The sequence below is a fragment of the Bradyrhizobium sp. UFLA03-84 genome (genome assembly GCF_002289535.1).
GTDB classification, from domain to species: domain Bacteria; phylum Pseudomonadota; class Alphaproteobacteria; order Rhizobiales; family Xanthobacteraceae; genus Bradyrhizobium; species Bradyrhizobium viridifuturi.
Window position 1 is genome coordinate 393,490 of sequence record NZ_NSJY01000003.1, and the last position, 14,394, is coordinate 407,883.

General features: G+C 66.1%; 12 protein-coding genes and 1 riboswitch. Of the genes, 3 read left to right on the plus strand and 9 right to left on the minus strand.

The features are described 5' to 3' along the window. Positions 1–74 precede the first annotated feature (74 nt). On the plus strand, positions 75–548 hold the full coding sequence (locus CK489_RS01860; RefSeq protein ID WP_095731194.1) for a tetratricopeptide repeat protein: 474 nt from the start codon (positions 75–77) through the stop codon (positions 546–548). Positions 549–652: 104 nt separating this feature from the next. On the opposite strand, the gene CK489_RS01865 is transcribed toward CK489_RS01860, so the two are convergent. The 6 genes from CK489_RS01865 to CK489_RS01890 all read right to left on the minus strand — a co-directional run bounded on the left by CK489_RS01865 (position 653) and on the right by CK489_RS01890 (position 9,862). Beyond that, entirely contained in the window at positions 653–2,209 is a 1,557-nt protein-coding gene (locus CK489_RS01865; protein WP_095731075.1) for a PepSY-associated transmembrane domain-containing protein, read from the minus strand. Positions 2,210–2,211: 2 nt separating this feature from the next. Continuing rightward, positions 2,212–4,491, minus strand: a complete 2,280-nt coding sequence (locus tag CK489_RS01870) for a TonB-dependent receptor (protein ID WP_095731076.1) — start codon at positions 4,489–4,491, stop codon at positions 2,212–2,214. Positions 4,492–4,597: 106 nt separating this feature from the next. Beyond that, positions 4,598–4,793, minus strand: a riboswitch (cobalamin riboswitch). Positions 4,794–4,889: 96 nt separating this feature from the next. Beyond that, positions 4,890–5,816, minus strand: a complete 927-nt coding sequence (locus CK489_RS01875) for a CobW family GTP-binding protein (RefSeq protein ID WP_095731195.1) — start codon at positions 5,814–5,816, stop codon at positions 4,890–4,892. A gap of 1 nt (position 5,817) precedes the next feature. Continuing rightward, positions 5,818–7,308: an amidohydrolase family protein gene (locus CK489_RS01880; RefSeq protein WP_095731077.1), complete on the minus strand. Its 1,491-nt coding sequence runs from the start codon at positions 7,306–7,308 to the stop codon at positions 5,818–5,820. A 152-nt stretch (positions 7,309–7,460) separates the two neighbouring features. Continuing rightward, complete coding sequence (locus tag CK489_RS01885; protein ID WP_245350225.1) at positions 7,461–7,853, minus strand: hypothetical protein; 393 nt, start codon at positions 7,851–7,853, stop codon at positions 7,461–7,463. A gap of 152 nt (positions 7,854–8,005) precedes the next feature. After that, positions 8,006–9,862 carry an ABC transporter ATP-binding protein/permease gene (locus CK489_RS01890; RefSeq protein ID WP_095731079.1) on the minus strand — a complete coding sequence of 619 codons (1,857 nt, stop codon included), beginning with the start codon at positions 9,860–9,862 and terminating at the stop codon, positions 8,006–8,008. Positions 9,863–10,056: 194 nt separating this feature from the next. Here CK489_RS01890 and rpmE point away from each other — a divergent pair, with 194 nt between their 5' ends. After that, complete coding sequence (rpmE, locus tag CK489_RS01895; protein ID WP_016845230.1) at positions 10,057–10,284, plus strand: 50S ribosomal protein L31; 228 nt, start codon at positions 10,057–10,059, stop codon at positions 10,282–10,284. A gap of 485 nt (positions 10,285–10,769) precedes the next feature. On the opposite strand, the gene CK489_RS01900 is transcribed toward rpmE, so the two are convergent. The 3 genes from CK489_RS01900 to CK489_RS01910 all read right to left on the minus strand — a co-directional run bounded on the left by CK489_RS01900 (position 10,770) and on the right by CK489_RS01910 (position 12,785). Continuing rightward, positions 10,770–11,264, minus strand: coding sequence for a hypothetical protein (locus CK489_RS01900; protein WP_245350233.1), 495 nt, complete (start codon positions 11,262–11,264; stop codon positions 10,770–10,772). Positions 11,265–11,527: 263 nt separating this feature from the next. Further along, positions 11,528–12,145, minus strand: coding sequence for a LysE family translocator (locus tag CK489_RS01905; RefSeq protein WP_095731196.1), 618 nt, complete (start codon positions 12,143–12,145; stop codon positions 11,528–11,530). 13 nt (positions 12,146–12,158) lie between these two features. Continuing rightward, positions 12,159–12,785, minus strand: coding sequence for an FMN-binding negative transcriptional regulator (locus tag CK489_RS01910; protein ID WP_095731080.1), 627 nt, complete (start codon positions 12,783–12,785; stop codon positions 12,159–12,161). Between the two features lie 98 nt (positions 12,786–12,883). On the opposite strand from CK489_RS01910, the gene pdxR reads away from it, so the two are divergent. Further along, positions 12,884–14,377 carry a MocR-like pyridoxine biosynthesis transcription factor PdxR gene (gene pdxR / locus CK489_RS01915; protein WP_095731081.1) on the plus strand — a complete coding sequence of 498 codons (1,494 nt, stop codon included), beginning with the start codon at positions 12,884–12,886 and terminating at the stop codon, positions 14,375–14,377. The last annotated feature ends 17 nt before the right edge of the window (positions 14,378–14,394 follow it).

The window sequence follows — 14,394 nt, forward strand, 5'->3', positions numbered from 1 at the left end:
CGGGCATGCGCGCACGCAGCCTTTTCACATCGCGCAAGTCGCTCTGCGCCTCGCTTGCTGTAGCGCTTTGGGCGGTGACCGCGTCAGTCGCGAGTGCCGACGGTGTTGCGCGGGGCGCAGCCGCCTTCCATCGCGGCGACTATGTCAGGGCGGCTCAGGAGCTTGCGCCGGCCGCCGAGCGCGGCAACCCGAGAGCGCTCGGCATGCTCGGCTTCATGTATGAGCACGGCTTCGGTGTGCCGCAGGCCTACGCCGCTGCCGCCGATCTCTATTATCGCGGCGCCGTGCAGGGGGACCCGTTCGCGCAAGCCCAGCTCGGCCTGATCTACGACAAGGGCCACGGCGTCCCAACCGATTTTGTGCTGGCCTACAAATGGCTCAATCTCGCAGCGGCCCGCACCGGCGGGCGGCAGCGTGACGTCTATCTCAGGTTCCGCGACGCCGTCGCATCGAAGCTCTCGACCTATGAGATCATTGCCGGCCAGCGGTTTGCATTGGAATGGGTCCCGGACCGGCCGGCGCCGGACGTGCACCTGACGGTCAAGTAATCACCGATCGCAAGCCCGCACTGCGCGCGAGCCGTTGCGCTGCTGCGACAGCGAGATTTGCATCGCGCTGTCGCTCCTCCCGCCTGCGATCCCGCTCCCTGCCGTCACCTGCCGGACGAGCCCGCCGCATCGCCGAGCCCGATGACCTGGAAGGCGCTGTTCTCGTTATAGGTCTGCTTCTCACGACGCTTGCGCTTCTGCTCCGGCCGCATCTTCCGCCGCAGCCGGCGCCATCCGATCACGATACCGCTGATCGAGACGACCGTGCCGACCACGGACAGCAGCCACACCACGACGTCGCGCGCTGGCCAGATGCGCAGCAGCAACGGGACGTCGAGGCTATGCAGCGCGTTGAACAGCCAGCGATAGGATCGTCGGCTGTCGTCGCTGCGGTCGAGGATCTCGGCGGTGACCGGAGAGATGTGCAGCCAGGTGTGGGCGGGATCGTCGAAGCCGATCCGCAGCACCGGGAGCTCGCGCTGATGGTGCAGTGTGTACCAATAGGCATCCGGCTCATCGAGCTGATGCGCCGATGTCATCGCAACGCCCGGCACCGCGCGTCGGGCCGCCGCGATGATCTCGTCGCGCGAGAGAGCCGCGGGCGCACCGGTTGCGGGATCGGCGAGGCTGCGGTGGGCGTTGCCGTCATCGAGCACCATCAGAGCGCGTCCGCCGATCCAGACGAAGCGCGCCTCCACCGCCGGTATCGGCGGCGGAGACTGCAAGTGCGCGACGATATCGGGCGTATCGTGGCCGCTGTAACCGACCGCGATCTCGCGCGTGAGGCCGCGCCCGGCGAACGCCCCGCCGGGATTGAGCGACAGCCAGCCGCTGAACATCCAGGTGAGGACGAAGATGCCGCCGACGAGGCCGGCAATATGATGCCAGGCCATCCAGCCGCGATAGGGCGAGACGCCGCCATCAGCGTAACGACGCGTCAGCCGCAGGCGGAGGATGCCGATCCAGAAGCCGGTGACGGCGACCACCAGACACACGCCCGAGATCCACAGCACCACATCCCGCCACAGCGGCCCGTCCTTGCGCAGCACCGTCGGATAGATCCAGTGCGGGATCGATCCGAGCCAGTTCCAGACCCGTTCCCGCCGCGTGGTGTCGAGCGCGATCTCGCCGCTGCGCGACGAGACATAGAGCTCGGTGCCGTCGGCATCACCAAGGCCGATCAGATAAAGCGGCCGCAGCGGATCGAACCGCGCCGTGACCGACCATTGATCGCGCGTCACGGTGTCGAGCAGCCGCGGCTGCACCGCGCGCGGATGATGGCGGACGACGGCGAGCGCCTGATCGGCCGTGATGCCGTCGATGATCCGGCCATCGATCGCCGAGATGGTGACGGCGGTGCCGTTCCAGCCGATCACGCGATAGACCGGCGTCTCGTCCATCATCGCGAGGCGCAGGTCGCGCGGATAAAGCTCCGCGCCCGCAATCGCCATCGCGCGATCCGGTGAGATCTGCACCTTGTTCCAGAGAAGGACCGGGAGCGCAGCGAGGCGCTCGCCGTCGGTGAGGCGCGGAAACGCCACGTACATCATGACGAGGCCGGAGATGAACCACATCGCGAACAGGAGGCACGTCGCGATGCCGATCCAGCGATGGACGACATAGAGCCATCGCCGCGCTCGCCGGATCAGAGCCTTGCGCATCGTCAGAACTTCACGTTGAGGGACAGTTCCGCGGTGCGCGGCATGCCGAGCAGCCACTGCCCCGTGCCGTTCGAGGTCACCGCGTAGACCTTGTCGAACAGATTGTAGACCCGGAACGCGACCGTGGTGCGACCATCCGGCTTCCACTTGATGCCGCCATTGACCACATTGTAGCCCGGCCGCAACTGGGTGTTGGCGAGATCGGAGTACATCGCGCCGACGATCTGCACGCCACCATAGGCAGACCAGTTCGGTGCGAAATCCCAGGTCAGCCAGACGTTCGAGACCTGCTGCGGTACGTTGACCGGAACATTGCCGGCATAGCTGACGATCTTGCCGCCGACCAGCTGGCTGTTGTTGTCATATCGGGCGCGCAGCAGCGCCAGATTGGCGTCGATGCGCCAGCCGTAATCCAGCGCAAGCCCGACCGACGCCTCGACCCCGCGGGAAGATTGCTGGCCGATCTGCAGCGCCAAGCCGGTGCCGGGATTGGCTGGATCAGGAATCGTCAGCCCGGTCTTGACGATATCGTAGCCCGCCAGCGTCCACTCGCCGCGGCCGCCCCAGAACGACTGTTTGACCCCGATCTCGGTCTGCTTGCCCGTCGCGAGCTGGAAGGTCTTCTGCGAGGTCGACAGTGAGATCAGATTGCTGACCGGATCGACGCCGACCGCGTACTGACCATAGAACGCGAGGTTCTTGATCGGCTCGTAAACGAGGCCGGTGCGCCAGCTCGTTCCCGACAGCGTGGTCTCAAAGCTGTTTGACGGCGTCTTGTAATCGGTGCGATCGACCTCCGGACGATCGTACCTGACGCCGGTGACAACAGACAACTGATCGGTCAGCGACAGCCGATCCTCTGCGAACAGCGCGTATTGATTGACGATCGCGTTGAAGCCCGGCGTGGTCGCCGTGGTCGTCGCAAAGAACGACCCTGGATCGAACACGTAAGGGTTGACCGACGACGCGCCGCCATAGGGCGAGTTGTTGGTGTGGGTGAAATCGATCCGGTTGACGTCGAACCCGGCAACGAACTGGTTCGCAAGGCCGAACACGTGACCGCTGAAGGTCGTATCCATCCGGTTGCCGAGCTGCTTCTGGTCGTGGAAGATCTCGATATAGCTGGAGCGATCGATCAGCTGGGTCTTCGGATTGAAGGTGTAGTTTTCGATGTCGCGCCAGTGCCGCTCGCTGGTCAGATAGTAGAGCGTGTTGTTGACCTTGATGCCGTCGGCGACATCCCATTCGGTCTTGAACTGGGTCCAGCTGTCCTGGTAGCGGATCGCGCTGTCGGATGCGTTGTAGCTCTTGAAGCGCAGCGCGTCCTGGATCGAGCCGTTGAGCAACGGCGTGCCGAAGTAGCGTGACGGGCTGCGATCGCCATAGTCCTCGGACAGCGTGAAGGCGAGATTGTCCGACGCCTGCACGCGCACGGCGGCCGAGACCGCTGCATTCGAGGTCGTGTCGCGATCGACCCAGCCGTCCGACATGTTGCCGGTGGCGTTGATGCGGTACGACACATTGGGATTGATCGGACCAGTAGAGTCCACCGAGAGCCGCCGCGTCATGTTGCTGTCGAGCGAGACCTCGGCCTCGTTGTACGGCGTGGCTAACGGCTTCTTCGGGATCACGTTGATGACGCCGCCGATCGCGCCTTCGCCGTACAGCACCGAGGCCGGGCCGCGCAGCACTTCGATGCGCTGCGTCGACCAGGTGTCGTAAGGGAACGTCAGCGTGCCGGAGCCGATATAGAAGCGCGTGCCGTCATACAGCGTCATCACCGAGTTGCTGCCGGCAAAACCGCGGGTGCTGAACGACAGCCCGCCATTGCCGGGCGCCGGCGTGGCGATGAAGCCGGCCGCGTTCTGGGTGACGGCATCGAGCACATTGTGCTGACCGCGTTCGGCGATGGTCTGCGCCGTGATGATCTCGACGCTGGCCGGCGTCTGCAGCGGCGTCAGATTGAGGCGGCTGCCGGTGCCGCCCTGCGTCGTTGCATTGAGTGTCGGCGATGCCGGCCCCGATGCGCCTGACGCTGCGGCACGCGGCGCGCCGCCGGCTGCGGCGACCGTCGCCGATCTGGCGCGTCGCGGCGCCGCCGCGCTGTTGCTGCTTCGCGCAGCGGGTTTGAACTTTGCGGATGTCGAGGGGGCGACCTCGATCGGATCGAGCGTGGTGGGTGGAGCTGTTTGTGCCGAAGCCTCAGCCGGCAGCAGCAACGATGACAGGGAGCAGACGAGACCGAGGCGCCAGTTGCGCGCAACGGAGGGAGACGAGGACATGAAACGACTCGCGGTAACGTGGCACGTCACCGCGAACGCGGACTGGCGCATTGCCCAAAAGGCAGTGCTCCGATCCCACCAGGACGCCCCCGCCCGATGTGCTCGCGTGTGACCACGACTGACGGCAGGTCTCCTGGCTCACGGGTCATCGCCTGTCGACGCCTTCCCGGGCCTGATGGCCCAGTGGCAAATTGACGAAAGGCTCGCCGTTTACAGTTGCGGGGACAGCTGCGGCATTGGGGTTACCCTCGCACCGCATTCCCTTTTGATCCCCGAAGGGAACCGTCGAGAAAAACGATAGGTGGCGGACGCAGAGCTGTCAATTCGATGCGATTGTCGCACACATGCTTTGCCGATGTACGTGGCCGCGACGTCACAAAGAGTGCGGGCTTACCTCACTAAGTCTCGACGCAATGCTCCATGATCGCATCAATCTCGGCGCGCGAGAGCGCACCCATCTCGGCGATGAATACGATTCGCGTACGCGGCACGCCGGGCGCTGGTACGCCGCCGGCAGCCAGCGTCGCGCGTCCGCCGGCGAGTTGAAATACCGTCAGCCGCCCGGGCTGCTCCACCGTTTCGAACAATCCCTTCGCCCGCGCCAGCTTCAGCGCCAGTTTGCCGATCGCCTGTTGCAGGCGCGGCAGCCGCACCGGCCGCTCCGAGGTCCAGCTCAGCGTCTCGAAGCGATCAGCTGCCGGCCGTCGCGGCGCGGCCTCGCGCGGCGCCGGCACATGATCGAGATCGGCCGGAAACAGCAATTCCGTTGGCACTTCGCCATGCAAGGCATCGACAATCACCGCCGCCGGCCGCACCGTTCGCACGGCGGCGCGGATCGCGGCGCAGGCGGCTGCATCGGCGAGATCCACCTTGCTCAGCGCCACCACATCCGCCGCCCGCAACTGCGAGCGCAGCAGCGCGTCATCCAGCATCGCCACCGGCTGCGTCGCGTCGACGACGCAGAGCACCGTCTCCAGCGGCGCCTCCTTCCAGATCACCGGATCCATCAGGTTGCGGACGATGTCGGCGGGATCGGCGATGCCGCTGGTCTCGATCACGATGAACTCGGGACGCGGATCACGCCGCAACAAGGTTGCAAGCGTGCGCAGCAGATCGCCCTCCAGCGTGCAGCAGATGCAGCCGTTGCTCAGACTGACCACGCCATCACTGGCGCCGGCGATCAACTCCGCGTCGATGTTGATCGCACCGAAATCGTTGACCACGGCGGCGATGCGCTTGCCTTGCGCATGCGCCAGCAGATGGTTGACGACCGTGGTCTTGCCCGCCCCGAGGAAGCCCGCGACCAGCAGGATCGGGACCGGCACGTCAGCCCCCGATGACGGGCCGGCGCACCGGCCGGCCGGGCCGCGCCGCGACATCGAGCACGCCGTCATTGATCAGCGGCTGGCCGCTGACCACGAGGTGCCGCACGCCTTCCGCCGGACGGTTCATCGCCGAGAAGGTCGCGCGATCGCTCAGCGTCTCGTAGTCGAACACGACGACATCGGCATCGGCGCCCGCCTGCAATCTACCTTTGGCACGCATTGCCGGCGTGCTCGCCGACAGGATCTCGGCCGGGATCAGCGCGCATTTGCGGATGCCCTCGAGCAGCGACACCTTCTTGCGCTCGCGCACCCATTCGCGGATGAAACGCGTGAAGCAGCCGGCCGAGCGCGGATGCGAAGTGGCGTCGTCCGGCAGCGGCCAGGCGTCGCCGGTGTAGGGCCGGCCATCCGACAGTGTCCACGGCATCGCGTCGGAGGCAATCGCACCGCCCGGATACAGCACCGCCATGTCGAGCAGATCGCGATGATGCGCGTTGTTCTCGATGTCGAGCACATGCCAGAGCACCAGCGTCGAGGGCTCCTCGGCCTGCGCCGCCAGCAGCTCCTCACGGCTGCCGAAGCGGTGACCGTCGGTCACACGCTGCACCGAATCGTAGCCGAGGCCGTTGCGCTCCTCGAATTTGGGATCGCTGAAGAAGGTCGCCGCCAGCACCGTCGAGCCGGTGCCGTAGGGATAGGCCTCCACCGTGATCGGCAGGCCCTGCGCCTGCGCTTTCGCGATCAGCGCGACGCAGCGCTCGATATCGGTCTTGCTCGACGAGTTGAAGTGGCAGATGTGCATATGCGCGCCGGTGGCGCCGGCATAGCCGATCAGGCGGATATAGGCCTCGGCCGCGCTCTCGGGATCGATGCGCGACATGTAGGCGACGTGGGTGAAGGTCGGCACCGCGTGATCGGCCGCGAGCTGGCACACCGCGGTCAATTCCTGCACGCCGGCGCCGGGGGCATAGGCGTTGAGAATGCCGATGCCGATGCCGCCTTCATTCAGACCGTTGGCGAGACGCTCGAGGATGCCGCCGACCTCGCTCTCGGTCGCCACGTTCTCGATCCAGCGGCGATCGCGCATCGCCGCGCCGAATGATTCCAGCGAGCTTTCCGAATTGGAGCCGGTCATCGCGCCGATGCGCGCAAACGCCCAGTTGGTCGCGGCGCCGTAGTTCAGTACCCGCCCCTTCTCGGCCTGGCGCTTGTACCAGGATGCCACCGGCAGCACGCCGGCCTCGAGGTCGAGCGATGTCGTCACCCCGTCGAACGCCTGCATCCGATCAGCCGGAATGGTCTGGCCATGCGCGTGCAGGTCGATGAAGCCTGGTGCCACGACGAGCCCGGTCGCGTCGATCTGGCGCGCGGCGCCGCCAAGGCCGGTGCCGACAGCGGCGATCTTGCCGTCGACCACGGCGACATCGCCGACCGCGTCCATCCCGCTGGCCGGATCCACCACCCGGCCGCCGCTGATCACCAAACCACCCATCTCACCACTCCCCGCATTCCGAAACCGACCGGTCTCTTTTCGCGCACAGAGAAGCGCATCGCACGCATCGCGGCAACCCGGCCAGGGTTGTGGCGACATGCTCTGGCGGAATATCCGCCGCGCCGTGATGGCGATTGCAGGGGAGCCCTTCCCTACGATCCGGTTGCACGCCGCGACGGCAACCCTCGCCAGAGATCGTTGCCTGGCTTGATGCGGCTCGCCACCAGTTTTGGCGGCGTACGGTCCCTGGAGATCGCCGCCTCGAATGCACGCTTGAGCCTGACATTGTCGATCTGCGCCAGGAATCGCCGGATCACGGCGTCCTGATCCACGCTCCGGCCGGAGATCGCCGCGCACAACTCCGCGGTCGTCCTGCGGAAGAAGTGGAAAGCGTCATCGGCGGCGCCGCCCAGCCGATCGACCTCGCCGGCAACACCGAGCGCGTGCATCCGATCGTCGTCGTCGAGCGTCACGGCGAAGCGCAGCACGGCAAGCTGCCAGGCACGGAGCAGCTTGCTCTCCGGTTCGCTCACCATCTCGCGCATCAGTCGAACACCCCGCGCGACTGACCTGCCTCGGCTGTCGGGGGAGGTCAGACGCGGCGCGACTATCCCCACGCGGGAGTAGGTTTTCGAGGGGAGCGCGCGGGCGATCGCATAGGAATCGCATAGGTGGAGCGCACGGAGTCCCGATCCGCTCAGATTCCCTCGAACTGCAGGCGCGCCAGCCGCGCATAGAGGCCGCCCGCGGCGACCAGTTCGGCATGGGTGCCCTGCTCGACGATCTTGCCCTGGTCCATGACCAGGATGCGGTCGCAGGACAGCACGGTCGCCAGCCGATGCGCGATCACAAGCGTGGTGCGATGGCGCATCAATTCCTCCAGCGCGGTCTGCACCAGCGTCTCGCTCTCGGCGTCGAGCGCCGAGGTCGCCTCATCGAGCAGCAGCAGCGGCGCATCGCGCAGGATCGCGCGCGCGATCGCGATGCGCTGGCGCTGGCCGCCCGACAGCGTCACGCCGCGCTCGCCGAGCTGGGCGTCGAAGCCTTCCGGCAGGCGGCGCAGGAATTCGGTGGCATGGGCGAGGTCAGCGGCGCGCTCGACCTCGGCGTCGGTGGCATCGGGCCGCCCGAACCGGATGTTCTCGCGGGCTGAGGCGGCGAACACCACGGAATCCTGCGGCACCAGCGCGATCCGCGCCCGCACCTCGGCCGGATCGGCCTGCCGGATCGGCACGCCGTCGAGCGAGATGATGCCCGATTTCGGATCGTAGAAGCGCAGCAGCAGATGGAACAGCGTGCTCTTGCCGGCGCCGGAGGGACCGACGATCGCGACCTTCTCGCCGGATCCGACCTTCAGCGACACGCCGTCGACCGCAAGCGCGTTGGGCCGGGTCGGATAGGCGAAGCCGACATTGTCGAAACCGACATCGCCGCGTGCCGGCTGCGGCAGCGCGCGCGGCGACGCGGGCGCCGCGATCTGCGGCCTGACGCGCAGGATCTCGAACAGACGCTCGGCGGCGCCGGATGCGGCCGAGACCTCGCCCCAGACCTCGCTGAGCTGGCCGAGGCCGCTCGCCGCGAACGCCGTATAGAGAACGAACTGGCCGAGCCGGCCTGGACTGATCGCCCCCGTCAGCACGTCATGCGAGCCGACCCACAGGATCACGACGACGCTGGCGAAGACGATGAAGATCACGATCAGCGTCAGTACCGCACGCGCCTTGGTCGAGCTGCGCGCGGCGTCATAGGCCTGCTCGACCTCGCGGGCAAAGCGCGTCCTGGCGAGCCGTTCGCCGGTATAGGCCTGCACGGTGCGGATTCCGTTGACGAGCTCGCTCGCATAGGCGCTGGCGTCGGCCAGCGTATCCTGGGCGGTGCGCGACAGCCGCCGCACCCAGCGGCCGAACGCGACCAGCGGGATCACGATGATCGGAATCGCCAGCAGCACGAAGCCGGACAGCCGCGGGCTCGTGATCACCATCATCGCGGCGGCGCCGAAGAACAGCATCAGGTTGCGCAACGCGATCGAGACCGAGGCGCCGACCGCGGACTTGATCTGCGTGGTGTCGGCGGTGAGCCGCGACACCAGTTCACCTGAGCGGGCGGAATCGAAGAACGAGGGCGACAGCGAGATCAGATGCGCGAACACGTCGCGCCGGAGATCGGCGACGATGCGCTCGCCGATCGTCATCACGAGGTAGTAGCGGGAAGCACTGGCGCAAGCGAGCACTGCGACGACCGCGATCATCACGCTGAAATAGCTGTTGATCATCGCGATGCCTTCGGGCGTGAAGCCGAGGTCGATCATCCGCCGCACCGCGACCGGCACGACCAGCGTGGTGATCGCCGCAATCGTCAGCGAGATCAGCGCCAGGATCGCCCGCCCCTTGTAGCGCGCCACATAGGGCGCGAGCGCAAGCAGCGGGCGCAGGCGGGCACGGCTCTTCGCCGGCTCCGCGATCTGGCTCTCGATGAAGGCTTCTTCATCGAGCAGCGCGTCGCGCGGAGGCTCGGGGGCGCCGCGAGGGGTCTCAAGCTGTTCGGCTACACTCATTATTCTTAGACCGGTTCTATCGCCCCCCACATAGGCCCGCCGACCCCCGGCTGGCAAATCCGGTAAAGTCCCAATGCGGTGATGGGCTTAAGCCCTTTCTTGGCTTGTTTTGGGGGTCTCTATGGGTTATAGAGCCGCCCAAATCCCGTACCTGAATGTCTTGAGATGGGCGCCGGCGCGCCGAAGGAACTGTCATGAAAGCCGATATTCATCCGAATTATCATACGATTAAGGTCGTCATGACCGACGGCACCGAATACCTGACCCGCTCGACCTGGGGCAAGGAAGGCGACACGCTGAACCTCGACATCGATCCCAAGTCGCACCCGGCCTGGACCGGCGGCACCCAGCAGCTGATGGACCGCGGCGGCCGCGTCTCGCGCTTCCAGAAGAAGTTTTCGGGCTTCCTCAAGAAGGACTAAAGTCCGCTTCGGGATCCTCTCGATCGAACGCAAAACGCCTCCAACTCGGGGGCGTTTTTGTTTTGGGGGAGCGCTCCGGATCGGCGCGACGGGCGGCCTCTCCATCCCGTCCTCCCGGCCTAGTGCGCAATTGCGCACGGGGGGCCGAGACCCATAACCACCGCGTTCGGTGATGAACGGGATTGCGGCCCAGCGCCGCGCAACAATTGGGATTCGGGGCAATGGGTCCTGGCTTTCGCCAGGACGACACCGAATGTATGGCACGACCTGCATCCACAACCGTCGTCCCTGCGAAAGCAGGGACCCATAACCACAGGGCAATGTTGTTACGGAGAGCCGTGGCCCCAGCGTCGCACAACGATCACCTTCGGCGGTTATGGGTCCCGGCCTTCGCCGGGACGACAGTGAATGTGTGGCACGCTCGCGATGTCCAGAGACGCAGAGCTTGTGTTCAACCGGAACAGACTGCCTGCGGGAGGTCCAACCTAGCGCGGATGTTTCGGTCGCTTGAGTTCGGCGACTTTGAACTTCCCTGCGGCCTGCAGGCTGCTGCAAAGCCACCAGGCCCTGTTGCGGTATTCGCCCAGGAACCATTTGGTCTCGACGCAATCCACGTAGGATTTGTAGGTCAGATTGTCGCGGCATGTTGTCGAGAACGGTCCATATGCTTGGCCGCCCGCCGACTCGCTGCACCCCACCCAGGGGTCCTTGCCGTGCGGCATGCTCGACTCGCAACCACCATTGCAATTGCTGGCGACCTTCTCCAGCGCGGCAATCCTGCCCAGCACGGAATCCGGCGACGGCGCGCGCGCTGACGACGATGACGTCTGAGCGGTTCTCGATCTCCGGTGCGACGCCCCTGTGGTCGCCGCCTGCGTCGGCCGATTTGGCCGCACCGCCGGCTTCGGTGCTTCGACCGTGATGGAAGGAAGCGGCTTGGCGGAATCGGTTTGTGATGCTGCCGGGCCGCACAGCAACACGGTCGACAAGACGGAGGCAGCTGAAGGCGCGACAAAGCGTGACGACAATCTCATGACTTGCCCTCCCAAATGCGGGACGGAACAGCCGTCCCGAGAGGCGCACGGTACCATACATCCCGGATTGCGCTACCGAGGGTTGAGGATATTTCCGCCGGTTGCTGGCCGCTTCATGAATACACGCCGTGGATCTGCGGAAGCAGCTCGCAGCGCAGGTCGGCGAAGCGTCGATCGACCCCGTTGCCACTGATCGACAGCGCCTGCGCCTAGCGATCCCCGAACGCCAGCCGCGCGCCGAGCGCAACCAGGATGCTGCCGCCGATCCGCTGCATGATCCGCTGCGAGGTACGCGAGCGCTGCAGCCTCGACATCACGGCGCTGGCAAAGAACACGCAGACGATATCGACCACCGAGAAGGTCAGGTTGACCGTGGTGCCGAGCAGGAACAGCTGGGCCCAGACCGGCAGGCTTGCCGACGCATCGACGAATTGCGGCAGGAACGCCAGGAAGAAGATCGCGGTCTTCGGATTGAGCACCTCGACGACGATGCTTTGCGCGAAGGCACGCTCCGCGGAGAGCGGCGCCAGTGTGGGACGCTTGGTGTTGTCGCGATCGCGAAACAGCGACAGGCCGAGCCAGACCAGATAGGCCGCGCCGGCGAGCTTCATCGCCATGAATAGCGGCGGCACCGCGTGAAACAGCAGCGCGAGCCCCGCAGCCGCGGCGATGACATGGACATAGCCGCCGAGATGCAGGCCGAGCGAGGCCATCAGCCCCGCGCGCCGGCCGCCCGCGAGCGTGCGGGCAGCGGCGTACAGCATGGCGGGACCCGGGATCAGTGCGAAGGTCGCGGTCGTGATCGCGAAGGCAAGGTACAATTCCATTGTGGCTTTCATCTCAGTTCGCCGGAATCAACGCTGCGACCTCACGGTCATGAGGATTGTCGCTTTCGCCGAGACCCGAGATGACGCCGGCGCGATCCTCGAGCTTGCGATTCTGGCTCATCTTCTTCTTGGCGTCGATCCGGCTGATCGGCATCCGGAAGCCGACGATGCCGCGCAGCTGCGCCTTGATGAAATCATCGGGCGCATCGCTGACCTGCCAGGCCTCCTTGCGCGAACTCTCGTGCAGCCTGGTCAACCGGGTGACGATTTCGAGCAAGCGGTCGGCATCCTCGAAGAACTCGGCCACTCCATAGGCGTGCACGGCGACGTAATTCCAGGTCGGCACCACCTTGCCGTGCTCGGCCTTGGTCACATACCAGGACGGCGTCACATAGGCGTCGGGGCCCATGAAGATCGCCATCGCCTCGCCGGTCGCGGGCAGCTTCCATTGCGGATTGGGCCGCGCGACGTGACCGTACAGCGTGCCGTACTCGCCCTCGTCCTCATTGAGGATCAGCGGCAGCGGCGTTCCGATCAAGCCGTCCGCGGTCGCGGTGACCAGCGTCGCGAGCCGTGAGGCCCGCATCGCGGCATGGATCGGGCCGAGCTCTTCCATCTTGAAATGCGGCGGCAGGTACATCGCGAACCTCTTGGTCGACCTGATCTATTGCTGCTCGCACCATAGCGCCGAAGTGGCCTATGATAAGAGCCACTTTCGATCATCTTGATTGGTCCACTATGCCGCGCCTGCGCGCCACCATCAGCATCCCCTCACTCGGCGCAATCGACCGCGCCGCCGGACAGGTCGGGCGTCAGCTCGCGCAGGCCCTGCGCGCGGCGATCGCCAAGGGCGAATTGAAGGCCGGAGAATTGCTGCCGTCGACGCGTGCGCTGTCGGCCTCGCTCGGCGTTGCGCGTGGCACGGTCACCGAGGCGTTCGAGCAGTTGCAGGCCGAGGGCTATCTGGAATCGCAGGTCGGCGCCGGCACGCGGGTGGCGCCGACGCTCGCGGAACAAGCGCGGCCGGCTGCGATCGATCGCCGCCCGAACAAATCTGCGCCGATCCAGCTGCCACCGCGCGCGGCGCGACTTGCCAAAGTGGTGACGGCCTTCACGCCGATGCCCGAAATCCCGTTTGCGATCGCGGTCCCCGGCGGTGCGGTCGCCCCCGACGACAATTGGCGCCGCCTCGGCAACCGTGTGCGCGCATCGCGCGCGGCGGCGCCCGCGAGCTATGGCGATCCGCGCGGACTGATGGAGCTGCGGCAGGCGATCGCCGACTATGTGCGCAAATCCCGCGCGGTGCATTGCGAGCCGGAGCAGGTCGTGATCACGGCCGGCACGCAACAGGGCCTCTATCTCGCCGGCCGCGTGCTGCTGTCGTCGGGCGATCGGGTGTGGGCCGAGGATCCCGCCTATCCGGGCATGACTGCCGTACTCGACGATCTCGACCTCGTCACCACGCGCGTTGGCGTCGATGCGCAAGGCATCGATATCGATGCCGCGATCGCGGCGTGTCCCAATGCACGCGCGGCGTTCGTGACGCCGTCGCATCAGTATCCACTCGGCATGCCCTTGAGCATGGCCCGCCGCAACGCGCTGGTGGCGTGGGCGCAGCGTAGCAATGCATGGATCGTCGAGGACGATTACGACAGCGAGCTGCGCTATGCAGGACATCCCTTCCCGTCGATGCAGGGCCTCGCGCCGTCGCGCGTGATCTATCTGGGTACGCTGAGCAAGGTGCTGTTTCCCTCGCTGCGGCTCGGCTACGTCGTGGCGCCTTCGCCGCTGATCGACGCCTTCGCCGGCGCGCGGGCGCTGCTCGACCGGCATTCACCGACTGCCGACCAGCATGTGCTGGCGGCCTATATGCGCGAGGGCCTGTTCGAAGCCCACATCCGGCGCATCCGCGGCGTCTATGCCGCGCGGCGCGCAACACTGATTGCGGCGCTCGAACGACACATACCCGATGACGTCACGCTGCAGCCGAGCGACCAGGGCATGCATCTGCTGCTGTGGCTGCCGCGTCGCTTCGACGACGTGCAGCTGGCGAAATCAGCGCTCGCCGACGGCATCGTGGTGCGGCCGATCTCACCGATGTACAACGCAGCGGCGCGGCCCGGCCTGATGCTCGGCTTCGGCGGGTTTGAGCCGGAAGAACTGGAGGCGGCGGCGATCCGGTTACGTAGCATCCTGGATCGGAACAGACCAACGCGGCGGACCGGAGCATGAACTGGTCAGCCGCTGTT

Bases quoted from the DNA above. Each gene is read 5' to 3' on its own strand.
- CK489_RS01910 (WP_095731080.1), bottom strand. From the start codon at position 12,785: ATGTACCTGCCGCCGCATTTCAAGATGGAAGAGCTCGGCCCGATCCAT.
- CK489_RS01890 (WP_095731079.1), bottom strand. From the start codon at position 9,862: ATGAGTGTAGCCGAACAGCTTGAGACCCCTCGCGGCGCCCCCGAGCCT.
- CK489_RS01865 (WP_095731075.1), bottom strand. From the start codon at position 2,209: ATGCGCAAGGCTCTGATCCGGCGAGCGCGGCGATGGCTCTATGTCGTC.
- CK489_RS01870 (WP_095731076.1), bottom strand. From the start codon at position 4,491: ATGTCCTCGTCTCCCTCCGTTGCGCGCAACTGGCGCCTCGGTCTCGTC.
- rpmE (WP_016845230.1), top strand. From the start codon at position 10,057: ATGAAAGCCGATATTCATCCGAATTATCATACGATTAAGGTCGTCATG.
- CK489_RS01885 (WP_245350225.1), bottom strand. From the start codon at position 7,853: ATGCGCGAGATGGTGAGCGAACCGGAGAGCAAGCTGCTCCGTGCCTGG.
- CK489_RS01905 (WP_095731196.1), bottom strand. From the start codon at position 12,145: ATGGAATTGTACCTTGCCTTCGCGATCACGACCGCGACCTTCGCACTG.
- CK489_RS01880 (WP_095731077.1), bottom strand. From the start codon at position 7,308: ATGGGTGGTTTGGTGATCAGCGGCGGCCGGGTGGTGGATCCGGCCAGC.
- pdxR (WP_095731081.1), top strand. From the start codon at position 12,884: ATGCCGCGCCTGCGCGCCACCATCAGCATCCCCTCACTCGGCGCAATC.